The following is a 26,136-nucleotide window of genomic DNA, read 5'->3' as shown; positions in this document are numbered from 1 at the left end:
GAGGCGGTCCAGCGTCCCGTCCCAACTCCACAGGCTCAGATAGTCGAAAACCGTGCTGCGCGGCGGCAAGTCCTTCGGGATCGCCCGCCACTGACAGCCCGTGCCCAGCACATACATCACGCCGTTGACCACCTCCCGCAGGTCCACACTGCGGTGACGCCCCCCACGCTTGGCCGGAGGAAGCAAAAGCGACACCAACGCCCATTCCGCGTCCGTCAGGTCGCTTGGGTAACGAAGGTGATCCCGATTGTACAGAGGGCGGTTCTCCGGCGTCCACATGGCCTTTGTCCTGATGAGCACGCCAATGAAAGAATCACAGCTGTGTCACCAACCGCAACCATTCCTCTATCACATTGATCCAATTCAAATCCTTCTCGGACGGACACTAATAGCATCAGAAGGACCTAATGCTACGTCGCTCAAAGAACGATGCCGTAAACGCGGCTGAGGCACTGGTGGAGAGGCACGTCGCTAGCCGTATCCGTTTGCGCCGCGCCTTGCTCAGCATGAGCCAATCCGACCTGGCTAAAGCCCTGGGCATTACCTTCCAGCAGGTCCAGAAGTATGAGCGTGGCTCCAATCGGGTCTCTGTAGGCAAGCTCTACCGGCTAGCCGACATCCTGGATGTGCCCATGATGTTCTTCTTCGACGGCCTCGACGCCGAAGGACAACGTGCTCATGCGGGGCCTGACACGCCAGACCATTCCGGCATCCTGTCTCGCCGTGAGTTGGATCTGCTGCGGGCTTGGCGTCGCGCGCCGCCTGAGGTAGCGGACACTGTCTCGGCGCTGCTGAGAGCCCTTGAGCCGGATATGGCGGTTAACATTGTCCGGGGGGCTATCCAGGCCATGGTGACTGCGCCTGCGTCGCAGCCGGTGCTGGCAACCGAACCTGTTTTGGCCGAGGCGGCTCCGGCTACCAATCCTGTTGTTCCAGAGGACGCCCCGCGCCGCCGTGGTCGGCCCCTTGGTTCAACGAACAAGAAGCAGGACAAGCCTCGTCGGCAATTTGGCGCTGTCTGGGATCCGGCCGATATACGCAGTTACGAGGATTGATGTTGGCATAAGGGCGGGGACAACCGAGATATGGCGGATGGTTTGTTTCTTTGGCCTTTCAGAGCAGTTCATCAATCCATGATCAGGGTATAGGTGCCGCCGGCTGTCTCCCGGGTGACCTGAAGGCCTCGCTGTACCTGGAGCTGATCCTGAATTGTGATGCGCTTCGGCTTGTACTTGGGGGGCTGACCCAGGGGCGAGATGTTAACGACGCCAGCATACTCGAACCGGATCTTGATCTTCGTATCGTCGATCAGCACAGCCAGGACATCGCCTGCCGGACATCCGTCATTGGGCAAATGGACGGATGTCATCAACCAGGGCCTGCCATCGCCCGCGATGCTGGTCGACCGGTTCAGGCGTTCTGTCGGTGAGACCTGAACCTTGAAGGAGTAGCCCCACATCGGTGCTTCCCCGCCGCTTGTGCGCGGAGGTTCTTTCAGGGCGCACGCCTCCTTGAGAAGATATTGATCGGGGCCAGGGCCGGGCCCGCGAACGTAGCTGGGATCCTGTGGACCGCCTGTACAGGCGGTCAAAAGGAACGCAAGGGTGGTGACGGCCAATATGCGCAGCATTCTCGGTTCTCTTTCTGGACCTGATTGTCGAACGTTCGACAATCAGGTCTTTAGCGCGAAGATGTAGGTAATGCCGTCTTTCTCGCGCTTGATCGCGCCCTTCTTCAGATCCTTCAGGGCGAAAGTATCCGTGAAGGCGACATATCTCGGGTCCTTCTGCGCTGGATCTGGATGCGGCACCAGGGCCTGAAAGCGCAGTTCGACCTTGCCGCCGGTGATACGCGCGGCGAGTGCCCGGTTACCCTCACAGTCCAGGGTCTTCCGCCAGTCCGGCCCGTCGAAGGCCGTGTCCTGTATCATCAGGTGGATGGCCGGAGAGACGGAAACGGTTACCCGATAATCATAGAGATCGACCTTTGCCCCAGCCGTCGGCGCGGGCTTATTTTTGGTCGCGCATGCTTCCTTCAGCAGTTCGTGCGCGACTGGCTCCGGAGCCAATGCGCCAGATGCCGACAGCGACCCGATGAAGGTCGCAGCGGCGGCCAAAGAAATGAGAAGATGCCGCATAACTCCCCCAAGCCGTAAGCATTAGCAGTTTCTACGCTGTCAGGTGGTAACGGGCAAGACCTGATGGCAGTACAACTCCATGCATCTAGTCAGTTGGCAGCCGGGGCTGGTAGGTCGACCCTTCAGCCTGGTCGGGCCGGCGGCGATGGCCACGAGCGCCTAATGGCGTATCTGTCCGCTTGACGTGCGCCGCGTTGGCCGGTGGACGATCGTCGGTGGCCAGTCGATGGCCCAGGCCGAGACCAGCGGGCGCGAAGAGGCGGGGCCGGGGACTGGGGCCACGCTGCACTGAGACCGAGTGGTCGCCGCGGGGTGGTGGGTATTGAGTTGCCGGTGGGCGCTGTCAGGCCGGGCGGGCGTGCCAATGCGCAGTCCTGGTTCTGGTCTGGGTCAAGCGACACCGACGCCGCCGTGGCCCTGTTCGACTATGCGCCCTGCTGTCGGACAACCATCGCGTCGCACGTCAGGCCCAGCCTGCACCCCTTCTCATGGCTTTCAGCCACGCGGGGGCGCAGGCCCGGCCCGCTACGACGCAATGGTCATTCGCCATCCTGCCGCATGACGTCGGGGCACACGGCGACGCTGGTGTCGCCCCAACCCGGAGAAGCACCCATGTCCACGATCATCGGCACCGTTCGCAAGACTGAAGAAGGCGGCTATCGCGGTTCCCTCAAGACCCTCACCGTTCGGGCGGAGATCGATATCGTTCCCCTGGACAATCCCGGCCCCAACGGCCCCCACTTCCGCATTTTCGCATCCACCGGTTTCGAGGCCGGTGCGGTCTGGCGCAAGACGTCCCGGACCAATGGCACTCCGTATCTGTCCTTCAAGCTGGACGCGCCCGAGCTCCCTCAGACGCTCTACGGCAACCTGGGCCGCCAGCCCGGGCAGGATGACGAGGACGTTCTGTGCCTGATCTGGTCGCGTGACTGATCCGGTGCGCGGGGTCGGCCGCCAGGTCGGCCCCGTGCGTCCCTTCCCGCCGGCGCCGGCAGGGACCCAGTCGCCAGATCCTGTGATGGTGGTGCGGCCCAGCTCGGGGGCGGTGTCAGCGTTGGCGCAAATGCTTGCGCAGCAGAGGGGCGGAGTGTGAGCGAGCAAAGCGGCCGCCTCAATGATGCGCGGTGCCCCCAATTTTGCCGCAAGCGACAAAATCGGCTCCCCCACGCCCCGCTGCGCGGCGCCTCCGGCGTCATTGACCCGTCCGCTTCGCCCGCCCCGCGGGCTGCCCATCTACCACTTCAGCAGATGGAACATCACATCATGCATACCACCGTCTATTCCGTCCTCGACCTCGGCCTCACTGAAGATCAGCTTCTCGCCCATATGGAAGCGAGGCGGTCAGCCGCCGCCAAACGTCCCCGCCGCCCCATGACCCCTGAGGACGAGGCCGAGTTGGACGCGGTGGAGGCCAGTTGGGGGCGGTGAGCCCCCTTTCGTCGGCGGCTCGCCCTTTGGGGCGGGCTGCCTTCTCGCATTTCACTCTTCTGTCGGCATTGAGAACGTAACAAGAACAATATAGGGTCGGTCATCTGGCGGCGTAGGATGCCGCTGTCACCAGGTGCGGATCATGGAGCAGCAAGAGCATGACGCGGAAAGGGCAGGGGACGGCACCGACGTCGCCAAGCTCGCGCGGGATGTCGAGCGCCTGCTGTGGCGCGCGACGGCCGCAGAGCGCATGCTCGCCGGTGTGCTGCGCCGGATGGGCGTTGACCAGCGCCAGATAAACCGGGTTCATGCTGCCCAGGACCTTGACCTTGCCCACGCCGCCGGCGAGGCCAATGTAGTGCATGAGTGGCTGACCGGTGAAAGCATCTGGGGCGAATACGAGGAAGCCATGTGCGGACGATATGCGATCATCGACGCCCCCAGCGATCTGCGGGCACGCTTCGGAACCTCGAACCCCTTGATCAATTTCGATCCGAACTACAACGCCGCACCCACCCAGGCACTGCCGGTGATCCGTCTGCATCCCAAGGAGGGCACCCGGCATCTGGACCTGCTGCAGTGGGGGCTGGTGCCGCCTTGGGCCGATCTAGCCAACAAGGGGCTGCAGCCCACCAACGCGCGGGCGGAGACGCTGCTGGAGAAGCCGATATTCACGCAGCCATTTCGGCGTGGCCAGCGCTGCCTTGTCCCGATGAACCTCTTCTACGAATGGAAGAAGCTGGGGAACACGAAGCAGCCTTATGCCTTTGCGGCCGTCGACCGGTCGCCTTTCGCCGTCGCTGGCCTTTGGGAGGTGAAGAAGGTTTCCGAGGGTGAATTCCTGCGGTCCTTCACCGTCATCACCGGTAAGCCCAATCAGCTCGTGCAGGAGGTGCATGACCGCATGCCGATCATCCTGCCGGAAAGTGCCTGGGCGACCTGGCTGGGCGAGATCCCGAACGCCATGCCCGACAGCGTGTTGAAGACGCTGCCGGCAGAGCTCATGCAGGCATGGAAGGTGGATGCGGCGGTCGGCAATGTCCGCAACAACAATCCCGGCCTGCTGGATCCACTTCCGTGAGTATAGCAGTAGGCATCAGTAGCCCATCGCCCTCAGTCCCTCATTGATGAAATAGGAACCGTTCCGCCCCATACCTGCGAGCTTGGCGCGCTTGTCCAGATGCGGGTTGGGTTGCTGGACATAGTTCAGGATGAACGGAAAGTCCCCCTCAAACTCACCTTTTCCGACCATGGCGGTGGCCAGAACAACATTCACGTCCGCGTCGGAACGGTTCTGCAAATAAAGTCGCAGATCACCGTGCTGGCTCGGATTGGCACCGAGATCGGCGACATGGCGAGTCATTGCGAGTTGTTCGGGGGTGAGGGTGGCCGGCTGTTCGACGGTCATAATGCTTCTCCCAGCAGTGGTGGAAGCGACCAATAATTGGCCCCTGATTCCTACCCGGCAAGCTCTCAAAAGAGGTACAGGCAACAAGGAGGTATTGGGGGGCCGCCCCGCAACAGCGGGGCCACCGTCGTCTCCTTCGGAGCCGCCGGTGGTCCGACCGGTACCAGTTCTAAGGTTCCAACGCGGCCTTCGGGGCCGCGCCAGAACCTAAGAACTGCCGAGCCCCGCAAGCGGGTCTCGGGCTATCGCGTAGGGGTCGGACGGGGTCTGCTCCCGGCCGCTGCGCCCGCCGGCGCCGGCTTTCACGTGGCCAGCGGGTCAGCCGCTGGTGGCCTGGTGCTGACCGTCACCCGACGCCGGCAGGGGTGGGGCCTGGAGGCGGAAGTAATTCAACGCGAAAATCCGGACGGCCGCCGTCAGGGACGCGTTGCCGCGTTTGACGTCCAGCAGGCCCAGGATCTCGGAGAGCGGCCGCTTCTCGGTTTCCGCGATCAGCTCAATAGCATTCCAGAAATCCGGTACCAGGCGCAGCGATGTTCGCCGGCCATGGATCTGGACATTCCGAATAGCCGTTTTCTGCGTCAGGTCGGTGCCCTGAAACAGCGGGTGGGCCGGGGGAGGGGAGGAGGATAGTGCGGGCTTGCGGAGCGGGGGCATAATCTGGCAACGCGAAATTAATGGTGGAAATATATACCATATGGAGAAGCCCACCGCCATCGCGATGAAGGCAAGTTTACTCGTGGTGGGCCAGCGGGAATGTCGCTGAGAAGCGGTATCGGGCTAGCGCCCGACGAGATGTTCGTTGTCATTTTCGGAGCCTGCCGTCGCTCGCGTGGATGCGCTGGCGGGTGGGGTGGGGGCAAATGCCGATCAAGCGTCCAGGCCGCGTCCTGCGCAGGTCCTGCGGCCCCGCGCCGGCCGCAGCCCGGCCACCCTCTCTTGCGCATTTGTCCCCACCCCACCCGCCAGCGCTTGAAAATCCACGCGACGGCAGGCTCCGAAAATGAAGCAAACACCCCCATGATACCCATTTCTCGCTGCGCTCGAATGATATCAAGAAATGCTCTGGCTCACCAAAAATGAGAGCACAAGTCATGCCAAGTTGTGAGGTAATATTACTTTTCTTTATGTTTTTAATTGCTTCTCTCTTTATTGGTGTTTTGTTATAGTAATCGTGTTGGTGTTCTCTAGTTGATGGTGCTTTCCGGTGTTGCTGGATCTTCGGTTTCCTCTCGCGGTTGGCGATGTTGTCGACATCTTGAATGAGCGCGACCCGCGTGCCGGCCGAGGCTGGGTAATCACCCACATCGATGGGGACCTGGCGCTCATGCAGCGACATCCAGACTTGCGGTGCTGCTCAGGCCCAGGGATCGGGCGTCATGTCCGGAACCTCGCACCAACCAGATACAGGCACATTCGCCAGGTCGATCCAGCCGATCTCCTGGCCGAATATGAGGGTGGCGATCATGGCATTCAGTGATCCTGAATTATCCGACTTAGCAGCGCAGGCCCGTGAGAACGCCCTACATGTCTGCGCTCATCTGTTTCCCAACGGATACGTGACCGGTCGTAACTTCTGCGTCGGCAATATCGGGGGCGATGCCGGCGACAGCCTGAAGGTCAACCTGGCCAAGGGCCGGTTCCGGGACTATGCCGACGATACCTGCCACGGTGATATTCTCAACCTGGTGCATCTTGCCAGTGGCGGACACGATTGGTCGCGCACCAAGCAGCGTCTGCGCGAGATCCTGCGCCTGCCGGTGCCGGAGGCGCTCCGGACCAAGGCCAAAGGGCCCGCCAAGTCCACAGTGGAGCTGCAGGCTATGGCCCAGAGGATCTGGCGCTGCACCCGCAACCTGCGTAACAGCGTGGGGGCGCGGTATCTCCTGCGCCGTGGTATCAGCCGGCACCTGTCAAACCTGGCTTTCGACGCCAGTTGCTGGTGGAGCTGGTGGGAGAAAGCCAGCCCGGGCCAGAAGAGTATCCAGCATACGGGCAGGGGGCCGGCGCTGATCGCACGGTTCCTGGATATCCATGGGCGCTTCGCCGGCATCCACCGGATCTATCTGAGCCAGGACGGTGGGAAGGCTGATCTGCCCGACCCGAAGATGTCGCTCGGAAACCTCTATGGCGCAGCCTGCCGCTTGCAGGGGCGGGACGTGACGGTGTTGTGCGCCACCGAGGCGGTAGAGGATGGAGCTGCCGTGGCCATGCCGCTGCCAGACCTTGCCGTCTGGGCTGCGTCATCGGCCGGGCACCTGGGCGAGATGGATATTCCCGTCTGCACCAGGATCCTGCTCGTCGGGGCGGACAATGACGATGCAGGCGACAAGGCATTCGAGTGTCTGGTCGAGCGCCTTCAGGACCGGGATGGTCTCGTCATCATCCGGGCGCGGCCCGTGCTGAAGGATTGGAACGAGGACCTGCTCAAGCTTGGTCCGCAGGCCGTCGCCGCGCGGATCCGCAGCTTCTACCAGCACCTGGTCCAGGAAAGGATCGCCGCATGAGCCGCCATCAACTGGAAGAGGGACGCTACCGTATCGCCGTCGGTTGGGACAATCCCATGCAGAGTTTCTTCGCGACCGTCACCAGTGGGCCGGATGATTACGTCCACCTGTGGGTCGGTGCCTGCCGCGGTGAGGTCCCGTCCATCGACGCCCTGGCGGCCGCCCTGTCGCCCTACCACAGGCTGACCGCTGATATGCGCGTCCGGCTGCATCAGGATCGGGTCGACACACTGGACCGGGGTCCGACCGAGCTGCAGCGCACGCTTCTGAACTTAGTCGATCCGTCTCGCCCCCACCTTCCGGAGGAGTGAATGAAGCTCCCTATCGCCCAGCTCGCCGTCGGTGCGGCGGCGCTTCTTCTGGCCCTACCGGCGGCCGCCTCCAGTTGGGATCCCGATGGGCTGCGCATCGAGGCGTCGCGCAAAGGCACCATCGTCGACATCCATGTCGATGCCGATCGCTACGAAGGCCTGACCCTGGATGCCATGAGCGAACCCGATGCACGCTGGCTTCACGTTGCTGCCGGCTCCACCGTCGGCTGCGGCCAGCTGGAGACCGACGGTGATACCGTCTGCTGGCGGTCTGCCTACGCCGTCTTCCGGAACGGCACCCCCCTCGTCGAAGGCCGCAAGGCCCGCCTGCTGCTCCATGCCGGCTCCATCCGCCAGCCGACCATCACCCGGGTGATCACCGTCCAGGTCCAGGATGGCCAGCTCCGCCTGGGCAGCGTCGAACCCATGAAGGTGACCCCATGAAGATCATCCTGAAAGTCGATGTCCGGGCCGATGCCCGTGGCCACCTCGTCACCATCCAGGCCGGGGCGCGGTGCATGACCTATCTGCCGGCACGCGCGCCCACCCTGGCGGCCGCCGAATGCTGGGCTCTGCTCCAGTGCCTGGAGAACGCACTTGCCTGCGGTGATGGCCAGCACGACTTGGTGGTCCACAGCAGCTTCGTGCCGGATCGTGGCCAGCACCATTGGAAGGTGCTCCAACAGCGTCTCGCCCAGGGGACGTGTTCCCTGGATCTGGTCCACGACCAGGCCACCCCTGCCGGTGCTGGCGCCGGCTGGTTGGCCCGCTGGTTCAACCCCGTCCAGGCCCTGGCCTGAACTCCCGTTCACCCCCAATCCTGGAGAATAAGCATGACCTGCAAGCACTGCGATGGCACCGGCGAACGCTGGTCCGAGGCCCTGGAAGAAATGCGCGCCTGCTTCTGTCAGCCCGGCTCCGACATGCTGACGGACGTCCGGCTGGAGAAGGCGCTGGCATTCGCGGTAGGCTTCATGGGCGGGTTCGAGGGTGATGTCGATCAGGCAGGCCTGGACGAGGCTCTGTGCGTGCTACGCACCGCCCAGGACCAGGGCTACCGCCTGGTCCGCGCCCGCTGATCCGACAGGAGCCTGCCCCATGTCCAGGTCGAAGAGCATGAGCGTCCTTACCGTCGGCTGGCTCAATCCTCATACCAAGCCGCCGGCCGATGCGGTGACCCTTGACGGCCGGCTGCTCTGGACCTGCACTGTGCTCGACCGCGCTTACGAGCGGGCCATCCAGGAGCAGCACATGCCTCGCGTCCGCCCGGGATCTGGCTGGAACCAGGGATGGACGCACATCGCTCCCGAACCCCGCCGCTGGCCAGCCGAACGCAAGGCGGCCGCCCGGCGCCAGAACCTGCGCCGGCGTCTGGAGCGCCGCTACCCGCTCTTCGCGGATCTGCTGGAGGAGCACGAGCTCCGCCGGCGGCCCCATTACTACGACCCTGCGGCGATCAAGGCCGGCACCGACCTTCGGCCGGTAAACCGGCAGCTCGGCCACAATGGTGGCCCGCCGCTCGACTGACGGCGCTCTTTCACACTCCATCCGAGAGCAGACATGACTTACCGCGACATCACGATCGACGAACATTGTGCCCTGGAAGCGTTCGCGGCCGCCCACGGGCGGAACTGGAGGAACACCTTGGTGCTGGATTACTGGTGCCGGGCTCTGGCTTGGGAAGGCCCCACGGAGGCCATGGGTGCCACCCTGCATGCGCTCCGCAACAGCCATGGGAACCAATGGCTCTACCAGCATTATCAGGCCCGCGCCGGCAGTCCCGCAGAACAGAACCCGACACCGACCCAGTTGGACGTCCTGGAACGGATCCGTGATGGCCGCATCACCAAGGTCAAGCACAGCGACACCATCTATCGGATCGTCGGATTCAACAACCCGTCGGTGGTTGGCCGCGTCGTCTCCCTGCGGTGGGCTCGCTGGCCCCAGGGTCCGTTTCGCGCCCAGACCTGCGAGCTCACGGACGCTGGCATCCGTCTCCTGACCGAGCATCGCCCCACGACGGCGGTGGCGCCGGCATGCGCGGCCGAGTAGCCCGCTGCCGCTTCCCGCCGACGTTGGCGGGTGTTCCTTCTCCGCCTTCTTACATCAGGATCAGCACCATGCAGACCGCTGTCATCGTCTCTCAGACCGCATTCAGCGGCGAGCCTTTCAAGCACGACATCATCACCGACAGGATCGAGGTTCCGGGCGGCTTCCTCTACCGGACTTATGCCCCTCGGATCGCTTCCATCGGGATCGCCACCACCTTCGTGCCGGCGGCCGCCAGGCCGGACAAGGATCTCGGTATCTGATCCTGCTGTCGCGGCCTGACGCCGGCGGAGCCGGTCAGTCAGGCTGACACCCGTTCTCCCATTCATGAGGTTCACCATGCCGCGCTTGGCAGCTCGCGCGAACGCCCTTCTGCACCCTGTCGTCCCCGTCATGCTCGACCCTGAACCCGTGGTCGTGGCCTACGGCGCCGGCGTCGACAGCACGGCGCTGCTGGTGGGCCTCTACAAAAGCGGTCGCAAGGTCGACCTGATCCTGTTCGCAGATACCGGCAGCGAGAAACCGGAGACCTATCGCTACCTGGATACCATGGACACCTGGCTAACGACGCACGGCATGCCGTCCATCACCCGGGTGAAGAACCGCAGCCCGATCGCTGGCGATACCAGCCTGCATGGTGAGTGCATCCGAAAGTCGGTCCTGCCCAGTCTGGCCTATGGCCGGCATTCATGTTCGCTGAAATGGAAGGTGGAGCCACAATGGGCGTTCTGCCGGCGGCACTTCGGCTGGCAGGCCCGCCAGCAGCGGTGGGCGCATGGCCCCACCATTTGCAAGATGATCGGCTACAATGCCGGACCCAAGGATGCGCGACGGATCCGCAACGCTACGGGCAAATGGCCGCCCGGCCACCGGTACGAATATCCGCTGGTCGACTGGGGCTGGGACCGCCAACGCTGCGAGGACGAGATCCGCGCGGCCGGCCTGCCCGTTCCCGTGAAATCCGCGTGCTTCATGTGCCCGGCCAGCAAGGAGGCAGAGGTGGCCTGGTTGCAGGATCATCATCCCGACTTGGCTGCCGTTGCGGTGACGATGGAGGAGCGTGCTCACGCGCGGGGCCTGCGCACCGTCCAAGGGCTCGGGCGCCGTTGGGCCTGGACCAAGTTCCTGCAAGAGCGCGTGGCCCAAGCGGCGAGGGCGGCGTGATGCATATCGTCCACACCAAGATCGGTTTCAACCGCGGGCGCCGGCGTCTCTGGCAGGAGGGACCGCGCCTCGCCTGGGCTGGCTTCCGGCCGGGGGCGCGCTTCACGATCGTGTCCGATCCGGAACGCCGGCGCCTGGTCCTGCGGCTGTCGCCCAGCGGGGAGCGCATCGTGTCCTCGCGGGCCCGCGGCGCCACTGTCCGTCCCATCGTCGACGTTGCCGGCGCCATCGTCGAGCGGGTCTTCGGGTTGAGCGACGACAGGGTCAGGTGCATCTTCAGGGCGGGCGAGATCGAGGTGTCGCTGGCACCGATCGCCGTGGCCAGGGCCAGCAGGGAGGATCGCCTGCGGCGCAAGCTGGTGGAGGGCGTTCCGCTCGCCGTCGGATCGGTCTTCACCGGCGGCGGCGTCCTGGATCACGCTATCCATGCTGGCCTTGCGGCCGAGGGGATTGGGACTGTCTCCAGCTTGGTCGCCGACTTTGATGCCGACGGCCTGGAGGTTGCCCTGTTCGCCAATCCTGCGACCCGCGGCGCAAGGGTATCAGTCGAAGGCCCTATCGACGAGGTGGACACCGCCCAGCTCCCGACGCTGGACCTGCTGATCGCCGGCATTCCATGCACGGCGGCCAGCCGGCAGGGCAGGGCGAAGAAGCAGCAGTTCGCCATGCCGGAGGCTGACACCGAGGCAGGCCATCTCGTGGTCAGCTATTTGGCTACCGTGCGCGCTGCGAACCCTGCGATCGCAGTGCTGGAAAATGTCGTCGACTATGCCGGCACGGCGTCCGCACACATCATCCGCACGCAGCTCGCCCGGTGGGGCTACGAGGTGTTCCAGGTGCAGGTTGCCGGCGGCGCCCATGGCGCGCTGGAGGACCGTCGACGCTGGTCCATCGTTGCCTTCTCACAGGGGGTCGCGCCGGCCGCCTTCGAGGTGGTAGCCACCACCAGCAGGGCCGGGACGCTGGGACAGGTTCTGGAGCGTGTGGCGGCCGATCACGTCAGCTGGCGCCGGCGGGAGTATCTGGAACTTCATGCAGCTCGTCATGCGGCCAAGGGTGGGGGATTCAAGCGCAACCTGGTCGATGGCGAGGCGAGGTCCATCACCTGCATCGGGCGCCGCTACTGGAAGGGCAGGACGACGGAACCCCAGCTCGTGGCGCCGCACGATCCGGAGCGTGCCCGGTTGCTGACGCCGGCCGAGCATGCCCGAGTGAAGTCGCTGCCGGCCGACCTGGCGGACGCGGTCATCTCGGGGCGGAGCCCGACTAGGGCGCACGAGCTCCTGGGACAGTCGGTGGTCTGGAATTGCTTCAGGGATGTCGGCCGAGCCGTTGGCCGGGCACTTCGTTCGGGTGCTGGCCTTGACCAGATGGCAGTTCAGGCGGAGCCGGTGGAGCAGGGCCAGTTGGTCCTGGCCATCTGATCTTGGGGCCAGATCGGCGGCCGGTGTGGCGGTGCTGGAAGGGGAATGTCAGGCAGATCGGCAATAGGGGTATTCCTGGCCTTCGGCCGGTTCCAAGAGGGCAGGGGTCGGTTTGTCCTGAGGCCGGTGGGCACGCGGTTTCTCCAGACATCAGCGCCTGCCGGCGCCGTCTGCTAAGGGGCTTCGCCCCTGGCGCGCAGAAGGGACAAGCGCCGGCTGCGCCGTCGTCGCCGGAGAGGTATCCCCAGGTCTCACTGCGCTCCGCTCCGCTGCGACCCGGCCGGCAAGCCGGCCGCCCTGCGGGTGGGTGATCCCCCTCCTCTCCGGCGATCCCTTCCACTTGCCTCCCCGCCTCGCCGGCTGGCAGCCGCCGATGCATGCGCATCGGCAGCAATTAGAGGATAGGAAGTCAGCAAATGATCAGCACCAGCAGCAACCGCGAGCGTACCAACGGCACGCCCGAGTTCTACCGCGCAAGGGCTGTCGCATTCGCCCTGATTAGGGACCTCGAAGTCCAGGATGATCGGAACTTCCAGTTCGCATTGATGGAAGCCCGTGACAGCCAAGTGGTCCGGGACATCCTTCAGGCGCAGGGGCGTCTGTCATTGCTGTCGCCTTGCTTTGACATAGAGGACGAAGAGGTCGAACAGGATGTAGACTTCGGCATCCTGAAGGAACGTTACATGCGCCGCTTCTACAGCGAGGCGCACGGAGGGATTGTGACGATTACGGTCTCTACCTGCTCCGACTGTGAAGGGTCGAGCTACGAACGCACGACGACGCTCAACGGGTTCCGTCATGACGTCGATGGGCCTGCTAGGACCGTCCGGAAGAACTACCACATTCCCGAGGAAAAGCACCTCAATGAGGACTACGTACAGCACTTCCTTTACGGCCTGTTGCGGACGACGGTTGAGGACTACGCTGCCCTCAGTGCGCGTCTATCCCATACCGAGGCCCTGTACTATGGGTGGGCCGACGATGCCGCTCTGGCAGTGGCCTAAGGAGGGCCGGACCATGATCAAACTGATCACCGGTCCAGACGTGAAAATGGTCCCCGGTTGACGCCGGGGGCCATTGCCGTTGGGCATGTCACTTAGCGGCGGTCTTGATCACATCCTTGGCATAGGTGATCACCTGATCCAGCTCAGCATCGGACAGTTCGAGCAGACCTGCATGCTCGAATGCCTTGCCGATCTCCCGAACGCGTTGATCCTTCAGCTCGCGCCGTTGGGCCTGGAGCGCGGCCTCTTGCTTCGCAATCTCCGCCAACCGTTCAGTGACGGTCATGGACGCGCGTTTCTGCCGTGTTGATGCCATGGTTTGTTTCCCCGGTGATGGTGGGGAGAACCTATCAGGTGGTGATGGCAGAATCCATCGAAACGGGGATTATTGGCGGGCGGATAATTGCGGGGAGGACACCTCCCCTGCACCCCCTCCGGGACGCCAGTGGTATCGCCTTGGGCAACCTGGCGCCGGTGAACTGGACCCGCTTACGGCGGCGACCCTGGGGCCCCGGCCTACGGCCACCCCTAGGCCCGCCCTGCCGAGCGCCCTCGATTGAATGATGGCATACAGGGGTAACCATTAGTCGCCCATCCACATCCCCACAGGGTGACGCAGTCCCCCTGTGGATATATGGATGGCCGCGGTCCCAGTGGCGTCACCCATCTGCGCCCAAGGTCGAGACAAGACGTCCGAGGGTGCTGATATCCACAGGGCCCCTGGACGGCGACTTCGTCACCGTCCAGCCGGGATCTAGCCCGCCCGTCCGTGCACGCGTCAACCGGCGTTCGGACGGGCTAGATCCCTGTGCCATGTGGATATCAGCACCCTCTACTGGCGGCGCAACCGCTTCGACCGGCAACCGGCATTGTAGCGATCGTGAATGGACCCGGCTCCGCTGTTAAGAGGACAGGGAAGGGACGACGTCGGCGCGGATGTTCCCCTCCAGCAAGCCGCCGCGCTTCCCTGGGGCGCCGGCTGCCCCAGACCCCGCCTCTCAGGTCAGATGCAGAGGTAGGGAACGTCCATGGTGGGAGAGTGAAACCATCAATAATTCGACCATGGGGAGGCGGTTTTCTCACACCTGATGCAGCTACGCTGCTCCTATCTTGCTGTTTAAACGTGCATTTTTCGCCATGCGTTGAATGGCGTTCCGCATGGCGACGTATTGCGTTTAGTACAACCCGCAGAAATGCTAAAAGGGTCGTAATGATCGGTTGAGTTGGTGGGCGCCATGTCGGACGGTATCCGGATATCTCGAACAATCCGCATGACAGATGACGAGTGGGATGCAGCGGCCCGGAAGGCGAAGGCCTTAGGGTATCGTGACACTTCGAGTTGGATCCGCGACCTCGTCCAGTATGGAATAACGGGCACATATCCTGCCCCTGAGCAGAGTCCAGGATCGTTCCCCGCGAATCTCGCCGAGAGGCTGATGTTGAGAGCAGTCCTACTATCCTGGAAGGCGCTGGAATCCAGTCTGGACGAAGACCAAGCTGCGGCGATCCGCAAGGAGGTTGATGGTCTGATCCGAAAGCAGAATCTGATCGGCAATGGGGGCGTTAATGGCTAAGAAGGAAACGGCGGACAAAGCTAGCGGTGTTAAGCATTTCATTCGCGGCGGACAGGTTACGCACCACTCGCTTTCCATGTTCTGGCAGGTCTGCAAGTTCCTGATCTTCATCAGTCTGTGGATCGTCATAGGGGTCGGAATCTACCGGTTCATGGACAACACAGACGCCTATCAACGGACCGTCGCCCGGTCCTATTTCTATGCATACTTGCAACACGACTGGTCAGGAAGTTCAGACGGTATGGTCGGCTTTGTCCGGCCAGATGGCTCGCGTGTGGACGTGGCCGCTGGTGAGCTTCTGACCCATCCCGGTGTTCGCCAAGTGGCCGGTCAAGTTAAGGGTGAATTGATTTCCGCATTCAAAGTGAGTGGTCTCATTGCAGCGCTGCTTTGCTGCCTGGTCGCGATCTATTTCACTCTACGCGGTTCATCGCTGGCACGGCGCCGCCACTTGCAAGGTAGCCTGCTTGCCACGTCACCAAAAGCCTTCATCAAGGCCATCAAGAAGCATAATCGCGGCTTCCCGAAGGAGCGGCGAACTCCAGTTGTTCACATCGGTGAACTGCCCCTGACCATGGGCGACGAGACGAAAGGCATCGTTTTCATCGGGGCCGTTGGCGTTGGCAAGACGGTAGCGCTGAACCGCCTGCTGGAGTGGATCCGCGCTAACGGTGATCGGGCGGTCGTGTATGATAAGATGGGCACCTTCGTTGAAGCATTTTATGATCCCAAGAAGGACGTCATCCTCAATCCTTTCGACAATCGTTCACCGTCCTGGAATCTGTTTGATGACGTCCTCCTGCCCACAGACCTTATGTCCATTGCCACAGCCTATATGCCTGACAAATCGCAGGGCGGCGATCCGCTATGGATCCAGGGCGCACGCATCCTTTTCGACAAGGTGGGCCAGCAGGTTCTGCGCACCAAGAATCCCTCCAATGAGCTGCTCATCACCGGCCTTCTCAAGATGCCCATCGAACAGATGGCGAAGCTCCTGAAGGGGACTACGGCATCGTCGCTGGTCGATGCTAAGGCGCCGAAGCAGGCACTTGGGTTTCGCGCCGTGCTGGCAACCTGGCTTGATCCGTTGGACCGCTTGCCGATGGATCGGGAACGGTTCAGCATCCGGCGGTGGCTTGAAGCCGATGACGGCGAAGGTTTCCTGTTCTTACCCTCCCGCGGCGACCTGCATGCCACGATGAGACCGCTGATCACGGCTTGGCTGGAGATCATCGTCAATGGATTGCTGACACTGCCGTCGTCGCCCACGCGGCGCATATGGATCATCACGGACGAGCTGCCAAGCCTTCAGGAGATCCCTTCGTATGAGGCGTTGACGGCGGAAACGCGGCAGAAGGGCGCCTGTCCCGTCGCAGGGATACAGAACTTTCCGCAGATGGAGGCGATCTACGGTGAGAAGCGTGCGAAGGCGATTTCTGGCAACTGGCGCACGAGATTCATCTTCTCCACGGGCGATGGCGATGTGGCGGAGTGGTGTTCGAATCAAATTGGTCAAAGGACGGTGCTGGACTATCGCGAGACCGTGACTTATGGGGCCGTTGATTCCCGTGATTCCGTCGCGCTGAACGAACAGCGCGAGAAGGAGTTGCTGGCGCTTGCCTCTGATATTCAGGACCTGCCCGACGGTCACTGTTACGTTCGCATGCCACAGGGAATACCCATCGGCAAGATCGTCGTACCTTACAAGTCGTACCCGACGGGGGCGCCAAGTTTCGTGTTGAGGCACGAGCTGTTCAAGAAGAAGTCTCTCGCAGAGCGTATGGAAGACGCGGACGGCGAAGGTGAGAGTGGCGAGCAGGCATTGCTCCCGAATATCGAGGCCCGCGGGCAGGGTGCCGGCGGTGAGGTGCAGAAAAGCGAAGCACCGTCGGAGGATGGCAAGCGTCCAGATTCCGAACCGGAGAAGCGGCCTGACACACAGACGCTGCTCAATGACATGGACATCATCTGAGGCATCCAATGCTGTCAGTATCGACACTCAGATCCAGCGCCCAGGCGGCTAGCTACTACAAGGGTGCTAAGGCCGGGGACTACTACGCCAAAGGGCAGGGTAGCTCCGTTGATACCGTCGGCGGCCCCGATGGCGGGCCATCGACGTCTGGCATTGGGACAGGCGTTGGCGGCGGGCCGGTGACCGGTGCGGAGCTGCGCGCTAGCACCTGGTACGGTGCAGGTGCCGCTGCCGCGGGCCTTTCGGGACCAGTCGATCAGGACATGTTTCGCTCCGTGCTGGAGGGTCAGGTACCCGGCGGACCGCAGTTGGGGCGCACCGTGAAAGGTCCCGATGGCGAAATGGAGCGACTGCATGTGCCCGGCATTGACCTGACGTTTAGCGCGCCCAAGTCGGTGTCGGTTCTGGCCTTGGTGAAAGGTGATCGGGCGGTTCTGCAAGCCCACGATGAAGCTGTCACGTCTGCGCTGGCCTACCTGGAGAAGAATGTCCTGGAGACACGTAAATCGGTCGATGGCGTCATAGAAGTCACGACCGGTCAGGACATGATGGCGGCCCTGTTCAGGGAGGAGGCAAGTCGGAACCTGGAGCCCCAATTGCACACGCACGCCGTCGTCGCCAACATGGTGCGGGACGCGGATGGCAGCTGGCGTAGCCTGCATAATCCATCGATCTATTCGAACAAGATGCTGGTCGGGCAGATCTATCGATCGCATCTAGCCAAGTCGCTTACAGCCCTTGGGTATGGGGTGGAGCGAACCAGCGAAGACGGGCTGTTCGAGGTCACCGGCGTGCCGAAGGAGCTGTGCGAGACATTCAGCACCAGGCGCCAGGAGATCAAGGCGCAGCTGAAAGCATGGGGACGGGCTGATGCCACTGCGGCCGCGAATGCCGCTGTCGCAACACGTCGGGCAAAACAGTCTGTCGGACCGGAACGGCTCATGGAAGCCTGGCAGGTCATCACCAAGAAGTTGGGCTATGAACTGGATCAGGTTGGCCGGATGCCAGATCGGAGCAAAGAGACGGCGGCCGCCGTCGCGCCCATTCCAACAATGGACAACAAGGCGCCAACCTTCCTGTCGAGGGTGACGTCAGCGATGACGGTGCTGGTTGCACGTTGGCGTGCCGCGCTGGGTGCAGCGGCGGAGCCGTCCACATCCGACCCGCTTGCTCTTGACGCCGGCATTCGGCGCGACACGGCAATGGATGCGGTGCTTTACGGGTTGGCGGATCTCAGCGAACGCAGCAGCGTGTTCAGCCTGAGTAACTTGAAAGCTGCCGTCCTTAGCTCTGGGCTGGGGAAATTTTCGTTGCATGACATCGACCAGGCCGTTGTCACCCTCACGGAGAAGAACGTCATCTTGCCGGCCGTTCATCCCGAGATGGCCAAAGCGGGAATGATCACGACGGGAGCGGCGCTGGAGACGGAGCGGGAGACCTTGCGGCTCATTGATGAGGGCAGGGGGGCGGTGTCCCCGCTGGCTTTGGCCGACCGCACCAGCTCGATCCTGGATAACATGGGTATCGTAGGAGAAGCTCGAACCGCTGCCCAGATTATCGCCGGCAGCACCGACCGGTTCGTCGGGCTACAAGGGTGGGCGGGGACCGGCAAGACGACGCTCTTCCAGGCTGTGCAGGCTGTCGCAGAAGGTCATGGCAAGCAGGTCCTGGCGCTGGCGCCGCAGACGTCGATGGTCAGGCGCCTCGAAGCAGACGGCTTCCATTCGCGCACGGTTGCGAGCTTCCTGACGAAGTTCGGTGGGGTTGTTGCGGGACGGTATTCCGCGGCTGGCCTCAACGAAATGCGGGAGCGGATGAAGGACGTTGTTCTGCTGGTGGATGAGGCGGGACGGCTATCGACGACGCAAATGCGAGACCTCAACCGCGTGGCCAAGGCGTTGGAAATCCCGCGTGTCGTCTATGCTGGTGATATCAGGCAGCTCGGTGCCATCGACGCAGGTGCGCCATTCGAGCAGGCGCAGGACGCCGGCATGACCACGGCCACATTGACGGAGATCCGGCGGCAACAGACGCCTGAGGCTCGCGACGCTGTTTATGCGTCCATCGATGGCAATGTGGCACGTGCTTTCCGGCTGCTGGGAGAGGGCCGGATCGTTGAGGCGAAGGCCGACGTGACAGGATTGAAAGGTGCAGCGGTCGGCGCCGCTACCCGCAATGCTGTCGCGGAAGCCACTGTAGCGAGCTGGGCAGGTCTGTCATCGGAAGAAAGAGCGACCTCCGTCGTTATCGCGCCGTCAAATGCCACCCGCAGCGCCGTCACGTCGGGGATACGCGATGTGCTGAAGCAGGAAGGTCAACTGCAGGGCGCGGAGTGCACGATCGGCGTGCTGGCTAACACCAACACCACGAAAGTGCGGACCCGCATCGCCGGCAACTATGCCGCTGGCCAGGTCGTGCGCTTCGCGCGTCCAATCCGCAGCCTCGGGATCGCGGCCGGCGACCATTTGGAGGTGCTGCGGGTTGATGCATCGTCGAATTTGGTCCAGCTCCAGACGAAAGCCGGTAATACCGTCAGTTGGGATCCGGACGGGCCGGAGGTGCGGCGGGGCGAAGCGGTGCAGATCTTCCAGCAGCGCCAGCTCGCCCTCATGGCAGGGGAAAAGATCCGCTGGACCGTCAAGGATGCCGACCGGGAGATCGATGGCGGTGCCACGGGCGTCGTCGAGGAGATCGATGATCGGATGGCCACCATCCGCCTTCAGAATGGCCGCCAAGTGTCCCTGGATCATTCGGCCGGCGACTTGCGGCATATCGACCATGATCATGTTCAGACGACGTTCCGGGCACAGGGGCTGACAGCGGGTCGCGCCATTATTGCGATCAACAGCCGTGAACGCTCCCTCAACTCGATCCGGAGCTTCTACGTCAACCTCTCACGCGCGCGCATGGATGTTCGCTTGGTCGTTGACGATCGACATGCGGCTATAAGGTCCATCCTGGCCAATACGGGCGACAAGGCCACCGCGTTGGCAAGCCAGGAGCGGCTCGAGATGGCCGAGGCTCCCCGGTCATCATTGCCGCCGGCGCTGGAATATGCCATCGCCCATCTGGCGGAACGCGAAGCTGTATTCAGCCGCAGCGATGTTCTGAAAGCAGCGATGCAAGCCGGCTTCGGCAGCCACGATGTCGGTGAAATCGAACAAGCAGTGGAGGCTGCGGAGAAGGAGGGGACACTGATCCCTGCCGGCAACCCCAATGGTCCGGGCAAAGGGCGGAGCAACGAACGATACTTCACCACCGCAGAAGCCCTGGTGGCGGAAAAGTCGGCGGTGGACCACATCCGTCGAGGCAAGGGCGCCGTCGCGCCGCTGCTGGACCAGACAGCGCGAGCTGATCTCGTCGCTCAGCATCCGCTCAACGCCGAACAGGCTGCGGCGGCCACCTTCCTGCTCGCCACCTCCGACAGGTTTGTTGCTGTGCAAGGGCTCGCCGGCGTCGGGAAGACGACAATGACTCGGGCGGTGGTCAGCGGTATCAGGCAGGCGGGAAGCCAAGTGCTGGGGCTGGCGCCATCCACCGCCGCAGTCAAGGAATTGTCCGACGGCGCCGGCATTGATGCGGCAACGTTGCAATCGTTCCTACAGGAGTTTGGCTATGTCGCCAGGGGTGAGGCGTCGCCAGCACAGTTGGAGGGTCTGAGGGACGAGTTCGCGCGAACAGTCATCGTCGTGGACGAGGGCTCTATGGAGTCCAACCGTCAGATGGCTGACCTGGTGCGGATCGTCGAAGCAGTCGGAGCGCGGGCGATCACTTTGGGCGACGTGAAGCAGTTGCGGAGCGTGGAAGCGGGCAGGCCTTTCGACATCATGCAGCGATCCGGGATGGCCACCGTCCATATGACGGATATCCAGCGCCAGACAGGGGAGGATCTGCGGGGCGGCGTCTATGCGGCGGCGGAAGGGAAGGTGGCCCTCGCGTTGGCCAAAGTCGGGTCGGACAACATCATCCAGGTCGGAAATGAGGAAACGCCGGCGTCGCGATTGACGATTGCCAGCCGGATCGCCGCCGACTGGCTGGAACTTCCCCAAGCCGACCGAGCCGTGGGCAAGGTCATGATCGTGGCGCCGGCGCGCTTCACGCGGGATGCAATAAATCACGAGATTCACCGGGGGCTTACGGCGAAAGGTGAGATCGGCGCTCAGCAGGCCACCTTGATGGCCTTCAGGAACAAGTCGTTCACCCGGGCGCAATCCACGTTGGCGTCCAACTACAAGGCCGGGGACGTTGTCCGCTTTGTGACCGGCCTTGGTGGTGCTGCCATTCAAAAGGATGAGTACCTCACCGTGGCCCGTGTCAACCAGGCTTCCGGGACGGTCAGCCTGCGACATGGCGACCGGGTGATCGATTGGAAGCCAGGCGATGCCAACCATCGCGCCAAGGTGGCAGTTTATGAGCTGGTGCAGCGGCAGATCGGCGCCGGTGAACGCATTCGATGGACCAACAACGACAAGGTCGCCGGCACAGTCAATGGTAGGCGTGCAGATGTCGTCGAAGTCGATGGCCGCACCGTTCATATCCGCTTTGACGATGGTCGGATCGCTCAGTTCGACGTCAACGACGCGGCGCTGCGACATATGGATTACGATTACGCGCGCACCGCGTACGCATCGCAGGGAGCGACGACGACGGCTGTTTGGGGAGCACTCGCGGCTGCGGACAACAAACTCGCCAACCAACAGTCCTTCTATGTGGTGCTGTCGCGGGCCCGCATTCAGGCCAAGCTCTATGTCGATGACCTAAAGGGATTGACCAAGCTGTTGGAGGCGCAAACCGGTATAGCCAGTTCAGCGTTGGTGGGTGTTGGCCATCCACTGGCTCGGGAGAGCGATATCCTGGATGGTTGGATCGGCAGTATGGCCGGACCTCAGGCGGGTCTGGGTCGGACCCCGCCAATGCAGGGGCCGCAGGCGGGAGCCATGGCGGCGCCGGTGCAATCTGGTGCGGCCGCCGCCATGCCTAGCACCCTTCGGCATTATCATGATGTCGAGCTCAGCTTGTGACGGTGGCGAGGCGGGGAAAAAAATCCTGGGTGAGCACCATCTCTATCCTGCTGCTGCTGCTGCTGCCCTCGCCGTCGTCCGCCTGGGACATCGCCGGTCGGCCGAGGATACTGGATGGTGACACGTTGGCCATGAAGGGCACCAGGGTGAAGCTCTATGACATCGATGCGCCGGAGCGTGACCAATGGTGTCTCGGTCATAGCCTCGTGCAATATCCCTGCGGCGAACAAGCGGCCCGAGCCTTATCCGAAGCAATCGGGACCGAGGACGTCCGATGCCTGAGCCGCGGTACAGACCGGTACGGCCGCATCCTGGGCGTCTGTTTCACAGCTGCGGGCTTGAATCTGAACTCGTGGCTGGTGCGGGCCGGTTATGCAGTCTCATACTACCGGCACGGCGGCTCCTACCTTCCGGAGGAAGCAGAGGCGCAGGCAAACCGCCGGGGGCTATGGTCTGGCTCTTTTGAGGTGCCCGGCGATTTCAGGCGGCGCAAGCGGGATGCTTTAGAGAGGCCGTGACCTGTTGCCCGGGACCGACCACCGAGCCAGGGCCAACCTCATCTGGCATTGCGTCGGGTGATTGCCGGCCGGCCAATCGGCGACGTCGTGTTCGCCAAACGTTGCCTATGGGCGTCGAAGTTCATCCGCCGCTGGACGAAGATGCTCTGCAAGGTCGAACGGAGCACATCATTGGTTCTGAAGCACAACCGGGTAACGACATAGACGGGGCGAAAACCACGATAAACGGACAAATGGACAACAGCAGGTCGTGACGCGTTCCGTTGGCGTTCTCAGTATCCTGTAGCCATCGTTGTCGAGCTTTGCGGGTACCGCTCAAAGATGGTCACCGGTGAGGTCGATGTGCTGCGAGCCCAAGGGAGGCAGCTAGGGCAGCAGGTTGTCCGGAAAGTTCTCTCCTTGTGCGCGCACGAAGGACCCGCTCGCTGGTGGAGACGAGCGCATACCCGATTTCGACCATCGCCGACCGCCATTTGTCCGTAAACATGTCCGGTAACCCGTAGCCTACCTCCAAGTCGCAGTGTCCCGTATCCAAAAACGCGAAGACATTATGGGAACTTTCTCACGGAAGCTACTTCTGTACGTTGTGCGCAACTTCGTTTGGCAATGGGGAAACATCAATCGTGCAAATTAGGCGGACGATATGCATTATATGCGTGTAGGTGTTGATGTCACTATTGGATGTAGGTAGAAATGTGGTGCTTTATGAGGTCGATGTCATTGTAGGTCCGTGTGCATGGTGCCGCTATGATTGATTGGTCTTGCTTTTTGGTCGCACCGCTCTGCCTTACCAGGGAAGACAAGACGCGCGCGCAGCATTCGCAATCCTGGACAAACTGGACCCTGCGATTGCCAGAGGCTGATCGGGCGACGCTGGAGGAAGCGACGCGGTTCTTTCTTCCAGGCTGCCGTGACTTCTTCATGCCCCGATCACGCGCACTCGAAAATTCGTCACGGTGGACCCTCTTTCCCAACATGTGGCCGGAACTGGTCGGACCAGATGCAACTTCTTGGGCGTGGATTGAGTGGGTGGACCTGCTCTGGATGGAGGACCACCCTCTTCTGCTGATCAAGGTCAGCGGGACCAAGCCCTTCGATCCGGATGATGTGAAGTGGGTGGCAACCGCGGCCTCCTCTTGGCATCCGGCGTATCCTGGCGCGAGCCCCGCGCTTTGGCGGGTCGGCGAGCGCGAACTTCACCTCCGCCAATGGATACTAGGCGACGTTCTGGCGCTGCCGGACGAACGTTGGAACGACATCGACGGCCGTGTCCACTGGTTCGGCAAGGACCTGCCGGGATTCAACCTCTGTCATGCCGAGGCGGGCTGGCCGGAAAACAAGGTGCTGGACGATCTCGTGCTGCATCTCGCGCTCGGGATAGCGTCGTGGCAGGAGGAGTTCGGTCCGGACGCCAAGACCCAGGATGCCATCCGCAATCATTACCTGCAGGAATGGGCGAACTGGCGACTGTACGAATGGCGCAACCGGCTGACGCTGTTTCTAGCGGGTGAAGCCACACACGGCCAGCCGCGGAACACGGAAACCTACTACAGCCTGTTGTTCGCCACAGTCTGCTATCAGCGTGTCCGGTTGACCGACTTCCTCGATCAAGCAGCCGGCCCGTACGCTGGGATTGCGAAGCTGCGCAGCAGCTTTGCCGCGTTTCGCCGTCAGTATCTACCCCATCGCGTGACGACATATGCCATGGGTGACCAGATCTACGACTTCCTCCGTGCGGCGAGTTGTCTTCCCGAGATCCAGAAAGAGATCGAGGACCAAATCCGCTTGGCGGACGAGGCGGAGCGGCTGGATCTTGAGCGCCAGGAAAACTTGATCATGATCGTCCTGACCACGGTGGCGGCACTTTTCCTGCCGGCATCGCTGCTGACCAGCGCGTTCGGGATGAACAAGATGAGCGAGCTCACGCTCGAACCCGTCTTCTGGTGGGGCGCACTGGGAGCCTACGTTCTGGGCGTGGGCCTGGTGGGCGCATTAACCGTCGCGTTCGGCCGCTACCGGCTGCTGCCGAAACTCTCCGCCATCCTGCTCGGCCGCAACTAAGGAAGTCTCGCCGTGACCTTAATCGAAACGCTGGCGAAGCCCAAGGAAGCCGCTACGCTCACCGCACGGGAGTTTCTGGAGACCGTGGTCGCCGGTCGACCGGTACGATTGGCCGACGGCAGCATCTTGCATCTGGAGGACCAGCGGCAGCGCCATGCCCTGCAGTTCTTCCTAGACCACCGGGATGGCCAGAACATCTACGCAAAGTCGTTTGGCAAGGGCAGCGACGATCTTGCCAGGGCCATCACGGATTGGCTAGACCAGCCATTCCAGCCGCCTGCCGTGACGAACCGAGCGCGCGCCGGCGACAAGCCGCGCTGGAAGGTCACGAGCATCAAGGTCACGCAATTCGGCGGACTCCAACCCTACTGTCTGGCCGACGGCAGCACCCCCCCGCCGCTGGTCATCGAGGTGGAACGGGACATCGTGCTGATCCGCGGCCAGAACGGCGCGGGGAAAAGTTCCATTGCCAAGGCACTGACCTTCGCACTGACCGGGCACATTCCCTGTCCCGCCAGCGAGCCGCAACCGTTTGAGACGCTGGTCAACACGTACACTTTGCCCGACAACGAGACGGTCACGTTGCCGACCATCGTCCCCATGCCGACGGACGAGCAATGGCGTGCGCGGACCCAGGCCGGCAGACCGCCGTTGGAGACCAAGGTCGAGGTCACCCTGACCAATGCGGCGGCACAGACCGTGGTCGTCCGCCGCGAGGTCATACAGGCGGGCAAGGGCGGCTTCACCAGCCGCTTGTCGGTGGACGGGAAAGAAGTAGGGTCCCGAACCCTGGACGACATCCTTGGGGTGTCCCGTCTTGGGCTGGAACTCAGCGTCCTGCACATGGCGCGTCTTCCTTACATCGCACTCGGTCGTCCGGAGAGCCTGGGCAAAGGCGTCCAGGAACTGACTGGGCTTCGCCCCATCGGCGACCTTGCGGAGGTGTCCGTCTCCAAGTTCGCCGGCTTCCTGAAGGGTACCTTCACGACCAACTGTCGGAACAAGCAGAAGGTTGCGGCAAGTGACTTTGAGGCCAAGGCCGGCGCCCTGGCCGCCCTTTTCGAGACGAGCCCGTCGAAGCCGCCGGCCGCTGCCCTTCCAGTGTCGGGAAACGATTGTAAGGCCAGCCTTGACGGTATCGACGAAGACCTGCGCCGGAGAACGGCTTCGGTTGTCGCCGCGGTCGCCAAGGCCGCGGGTATCCGGGTAATCGACGTCGCTTTGAATGGGCTCGATGAGAAGCTGGTCCGTGCCCGCACGAATCTGACCGGCGGTACGCCGCCACGGGATGCCCTCGCGGCGGCGATCGACAGGCTGGCCGCGCTTGGTGCGGCCACGGTCGACGAGGTTCGGAAGCGGGTGCGGGCACTGGCGGATCGTGCCAACGAATTCGCTCGGCAGCACGCGGAGAAGAGCGCCTTCGTCCGTCGCCGGCTTTACGCCCGCGTTGCCGCGTGGCTGAAGGAGCAGGGGCATGAAGGTGAACCCGATACATGCCCCGTCTGTCTTCGCTCCCTTACGGAAGCGGAGCACGACCTCGATCTCGGGGTGCCCATCG

The 26,136-nt window shown here is 62.8% G+C and carries 27 protein-coding genes; 20 read left to right on the top strand and 7 right to left on the bottom strand.

Annotated features, from left to right (window positions below):
- A partial coding sequence (locus tag ACM9LZ_RS24125; protein ID WP_416622079.1) for a transposase occupies positions 1-279 on the bottom strand: 279 nt, incomplete at its 3' end.
- A 128-nt stretch (positions 280-407) separates the two neighbouring features.
- Here ACM9LZ_RS24125 and ACM9LZ_RS24120 point away from each other — a divergent pair.
- The gene (locus ACM9LZ_RS24120) at positions 408-1,055 is read left to right on the top strand and encodes a helix-turn-helix domain-containing protein (protein WP_416622078.1); all 648 of its coding nucleotides are present in this window, start codon (positions 408-410) and stop codon (positions 1,053-1,055) included.
- 71 nt (positions 1,056-1,126) lie between these two features.
- Here the strand turns inward: ACM9LZ_RS24120 and ACM9LZ_RS24115 are convergent, their stop codons facing one another.
- Together ACM9LZ_RS24115 and ACM9LZ_RS24110 are read right to left on the bottom strand one after the other, a co-directional pair.
- Positions 1,127-1,630, bottom strand: coding sequence for a hypothetical protein (locus ACM9LZ_RS24115; protein ID WP_416622077.1), 504 nt, complete (start codon positions 1,628-1,630; stop codon positions 1,127-1,129).
- Positions 1,631-1,672: 42 nt separating this feature from the next.
- On the bottom strand, positions 1,673-2,137 hold the full coding sequence (locus ACM9LZ_RS24110; RefSeq protein ID WP_416622076.1) for a hypothetical protein: 465 nt from the start codon (positions 2,135-2,137) through the stop codon (positions 1,673-1,675).
- Positions 2,138-2,749: 612 nt separating this feature from the next.
- On the opposite strand from ACM9LZ_RS24110, the gene ACM9LZ_RS24105 reads away from it, so the two are divergent.
- The 3 genes from ACM9LZ_RS24105 (at position 2,750) to ACM9LZ_RS24095 (ending at position 4,646) form a co-directional block, all read left to right on the top strand.
- Complete coding sequence (locus ACM9LZ_RS24105; protein WP_416622075.1) at positions 2,750-3,070, top strand: DUF736 domain-containing protein; 321 nt, start codon at positions 2,750-2,752, stop codon at positions 3,068-3,070.
- A gap of 330 nt (positions 3,071-3,400) precedes the next feature.
- Positions 3,401-3,565, top strand: coding sequence for a hypothetical protein (locus tag ACM9LZ_RS24100; RefSeq protein ID WP_416622074.1), 165 nt, complete (start codon positions 3,401-3,403; stop codon positions 3,563-3,565).
- Between the two features lie 142 nt (positions 3,566-3,707).
- The gene (locus ACM9LZ_RS24095; protein ID WP_416622073.1) at positions 3,708-4,646 is read left to right on the top strand and encodes an SOS response-associated peptidase; all 939 of its coding nucleotides are present in this window, start codon (positions 3,708-3,710) and stop codon (positions 4,644-4,646) included.
- A gap of 15 nt (positions 4,647-4,661) precedes the next feature.
- Here the strand turns inward: ACM9LZ_RS24095 and ACM9LZ_RS24090 are convergent, their stop codons facing one another.
- From ACM9LZ_RS24090 to ACM9LZ_RS24080, 3 genes are all read right to left on the bottom strand, one after another.
- Positions 4,662-4,973: a hypothetical protein gene (locus ACM9LZ_RS24090; RefSeq protein WP_416622072.1), complete on the bottom strand. Its 312-nt coding sequence runs from the start codon at positions 4,971-4,973 to the stop codon at positions 4,662-4,664.
- Positions 4,974-5,291: 318 nt separating this feature from the next.
- Positions 5,292-5,630, bottom strand: a complete 339-nt coding sequence (locus ACM9LZ_RS24085; protein ID WP_416622071.1) for a ribbon-helix-helix domain-containing protein — start codon at positions 5,628-5,630, stop codon at positions 5,292-5,294.
- A gap of 148 nt (positions 5,631-5,778) precedes the next feature.
- Entirely contained in the window at positions 5,779-6,312 is a 534-nt protein-coding gene (locus ACM9LZ_RS24080) for a hypothetical protein (RefSeq protein WP_416622070.1), read from the bottom strand.
- Between the two features lie 127 nt (positions 6,313-6,439).
- Between ACM9LZ_RS24080 and ACM9LZ_RS24075 the strand changes: the two genes are divergently transcribed.
- From ACM9LZ_RS24075 to ACM9LZ_RS24025, 11 genes are all read left to right on the top strand, one after another.
- A complete protein-coding gene (locus tag ACM9LZ_RS24075; RefSeq protein ID WP_416622069.1) occupies positions 6,440-7,480 on the top strand; it encodes a DUF7146 domain-containing protein in 1,041 nt (346 codons plus the stop codon).
- Entirely contained in the window at positions 7,477-7,791 is a 315-nt protein-coding gene (locus ACM9LZ_RS24070; RefSeq protein WP_416622068.1) for a hypothetical protein, read from the top strand. Before ACM9LZ_RS24075 ends, ACM9LZ_RS24070 begins: the two co-directional genes overlap by 4 nt.
- Positions 7,792-8,235: a hypothetical protein gene (locus ACM9LZ_RS24065; protein WP_416622067.1), complete on the top strand. Its 444-nt coding sequence runs from the start codon at positions 7,792-7,794 to the stop codon at positions 8,233-8,235.
- Complete coding sequence (locus ACM9LZ_RS24060; protein ID WP_416622066.1) at positions 8,232-8,591, top strand: Clp protease/crotonase-like domain-containing protein; 360 nt, start codon at positions 8,232-8,234, stop codon at positions 8,589-8,591. The genes ACM9LZ_RS24065 and ACM9LZ_RS24060 overlap by 4 nt, the downstream gene beginning before the upstream one ends.
- Positions 8,592-8,624: 33 nt before the next feature.
- On the top strand, positions 8,625-8,870 hold the full coding sequence (locus ACM9LZ_RS24055) for a hypothetical protein (RefSeq protein WP_416622065.1): 246 nt from the start codon (positions 8,625-8,627) through the stop codon (positions 8,868-8,870).
- A gap of 19 nt (positions 8,871-8,889) precedes the next feature.
- Positions 8,890-9,318, top strand: coding sequence for a hypothetical protein (locus ACM9LZ_RS24050; protein ID WP_416622064.1), 429 nt, complete (start codon positions 8,890-8,892; stop codon positions 9,316-9,318).
- Between the two features lie 33 nt (positions 9,319-9,351).
- A complete protein-coding gene (locus ACM9LZ_RS24045) occupies positions 9,352-9,843 on the top strand; it encodes a hypothetical protein (RefSeq protein ID WP_416622063.1) in 492 nt (163 codons plus the stop codon).
- Positions 9,844-9,911: 68 nt separating this feature from the next.
- Complete coding sequence (locus tag ACM9LZ_RS24040) at positions 9,912-10,103, top strand: hypothetical protein (protein WP_416622062.1); 192 nt, start codon at positions 9,912-9,914, stop codon at positions 10,101-10,103.
- A gap of 76 nt (positions 10,104-10,179) precedes the next feature.
- A complete protein-coding gene (locus ACM9LZ_RS24035) occupies positions 10,180-11,004 on the top strand; it encodes an adenine nucleotide alpha hydrolase family protein (RefSeq protein ID WP_416622061.1) in 825 nt (274 codons plus the stop codon).
- A complete protein-coding gene (locus ACM9LZ_RS24030; RefSeq protein WP_416622060.1) occupies positions 11,004-12,428 on the top strand; it encodes a DNA cytosine methyltransferase in 1,425 nt (474 codons plus the stop codon). Before ACM9LZ_RS24035 ends, ACM9LZ_RS24030 begins: the two co-directional genes overlap by 1 nt.
- Before the next feature lie 416 nt (positions 12,429-12,844).
- A complete protein-coding gene (locus ACM9LZ_RS24025; protein ID WP_416622059.1) occupies positions 12,845-13,432 on the top strand; it encodes a hypothetical protein in 588 nt (195 codons plus the stop codon).
- An 88-nt stretch (positions 13,433-13,520) separates the two neighbouring features.
- Here ACM9LZ_RS24025 and ACM9LZ_RS24020 read toward each other — a convergent pair whose 3' ends face one another.
- Positions 13,521-13,718 carry a hypothetical protein gene (locus ACM9LZ_RS24020; protein WP_416622058.1) on the bottom strand — a complete coding sequence of 66 codons (198 nt, stop codon included), beginning with the start codon at positions 13,716-13,718 and terminating at the stop codon, positions 13,521-13,523.
- Positions 13,719-14,998: 1,280 nt separating this feature from the next.
- Here ACM9LZ_RS24020 and ACM9LZ_RS24015 point away from each other — a divergent pair.
- The 5 genes from ACM9LZ_RS24015 to ACM9LZ_RS23995 all read left to right on the top strand — a co-directional run.
- On the top strand, positions 14,999-16,978 hold the full coding sequence (locus ACM9LZ_RS24015) for a type IV secretion system DNA-binding domain-containing protein (RefSeq protein ID WP_416622057.1): 1,980 nt from the start codon (positions 14,999-15,001) through the stop codon (positions 16,976-16,978).
- Between the two features lie 8 nt (positions 16,979-16,986).
- Positions 16,987-21,999: a MobF family relaxase gene (gene mobF / locus ACM9LZ_RS24010; RefSeq protein ID WP_416622056.1), complete on the top strand. Its 5,013-nt coding sequence runs from the start codon at positions 16,987-16,989 to the stop codon at positions 21,997-21,999.
- 29 nt (positions 22,000-22,028) lie between these two features.
- Positions 22,029-22,517, top strand: a complete 489-nt coding sequence (locus ACM9LZ_RS24005; protein ID WP_416622055.1) for a thermonuclease family protein — start codon at positions 22,029-22,031, stop codon at positions 22,515-22,517.
- Positions 22,518-23,546: 1,029 nt separating this feature from the next.
- Entirely contained in the window at positions 23,547-24,578 is a 1,032-nt protein-coding gene (locus tag ACM9LZ_RS24000) for a CorA family divalent cation transporter (protein ID WP_416622054.1), read from the top strand.
- A gap of 12 nt (positions 24,579-24,590) precedes the next feature.
- Positions 24,591-26,136: ATP-binding protein (locus ACM9LZ_RS23995; RefSeq protein WP_416622053.1), on the top strand; the 1,546-nt coding region annotated here is incomplete at its 3' end.

The organism is Niveispirillum fermenti (genome assembly GCF_048066175.1).
Classification (GTDB): domain Bacteria; phylum Pseudomonadota; class Alphaproteobacteria; order Azospirillales; family Azospirillaceae; genus Niveispirillum; species Niveispirillum fermenti.
Note: the sequence above shows the minus strand (reverse complement) of the source record. Positions and strands in the feature narration are given on the sequence as shown.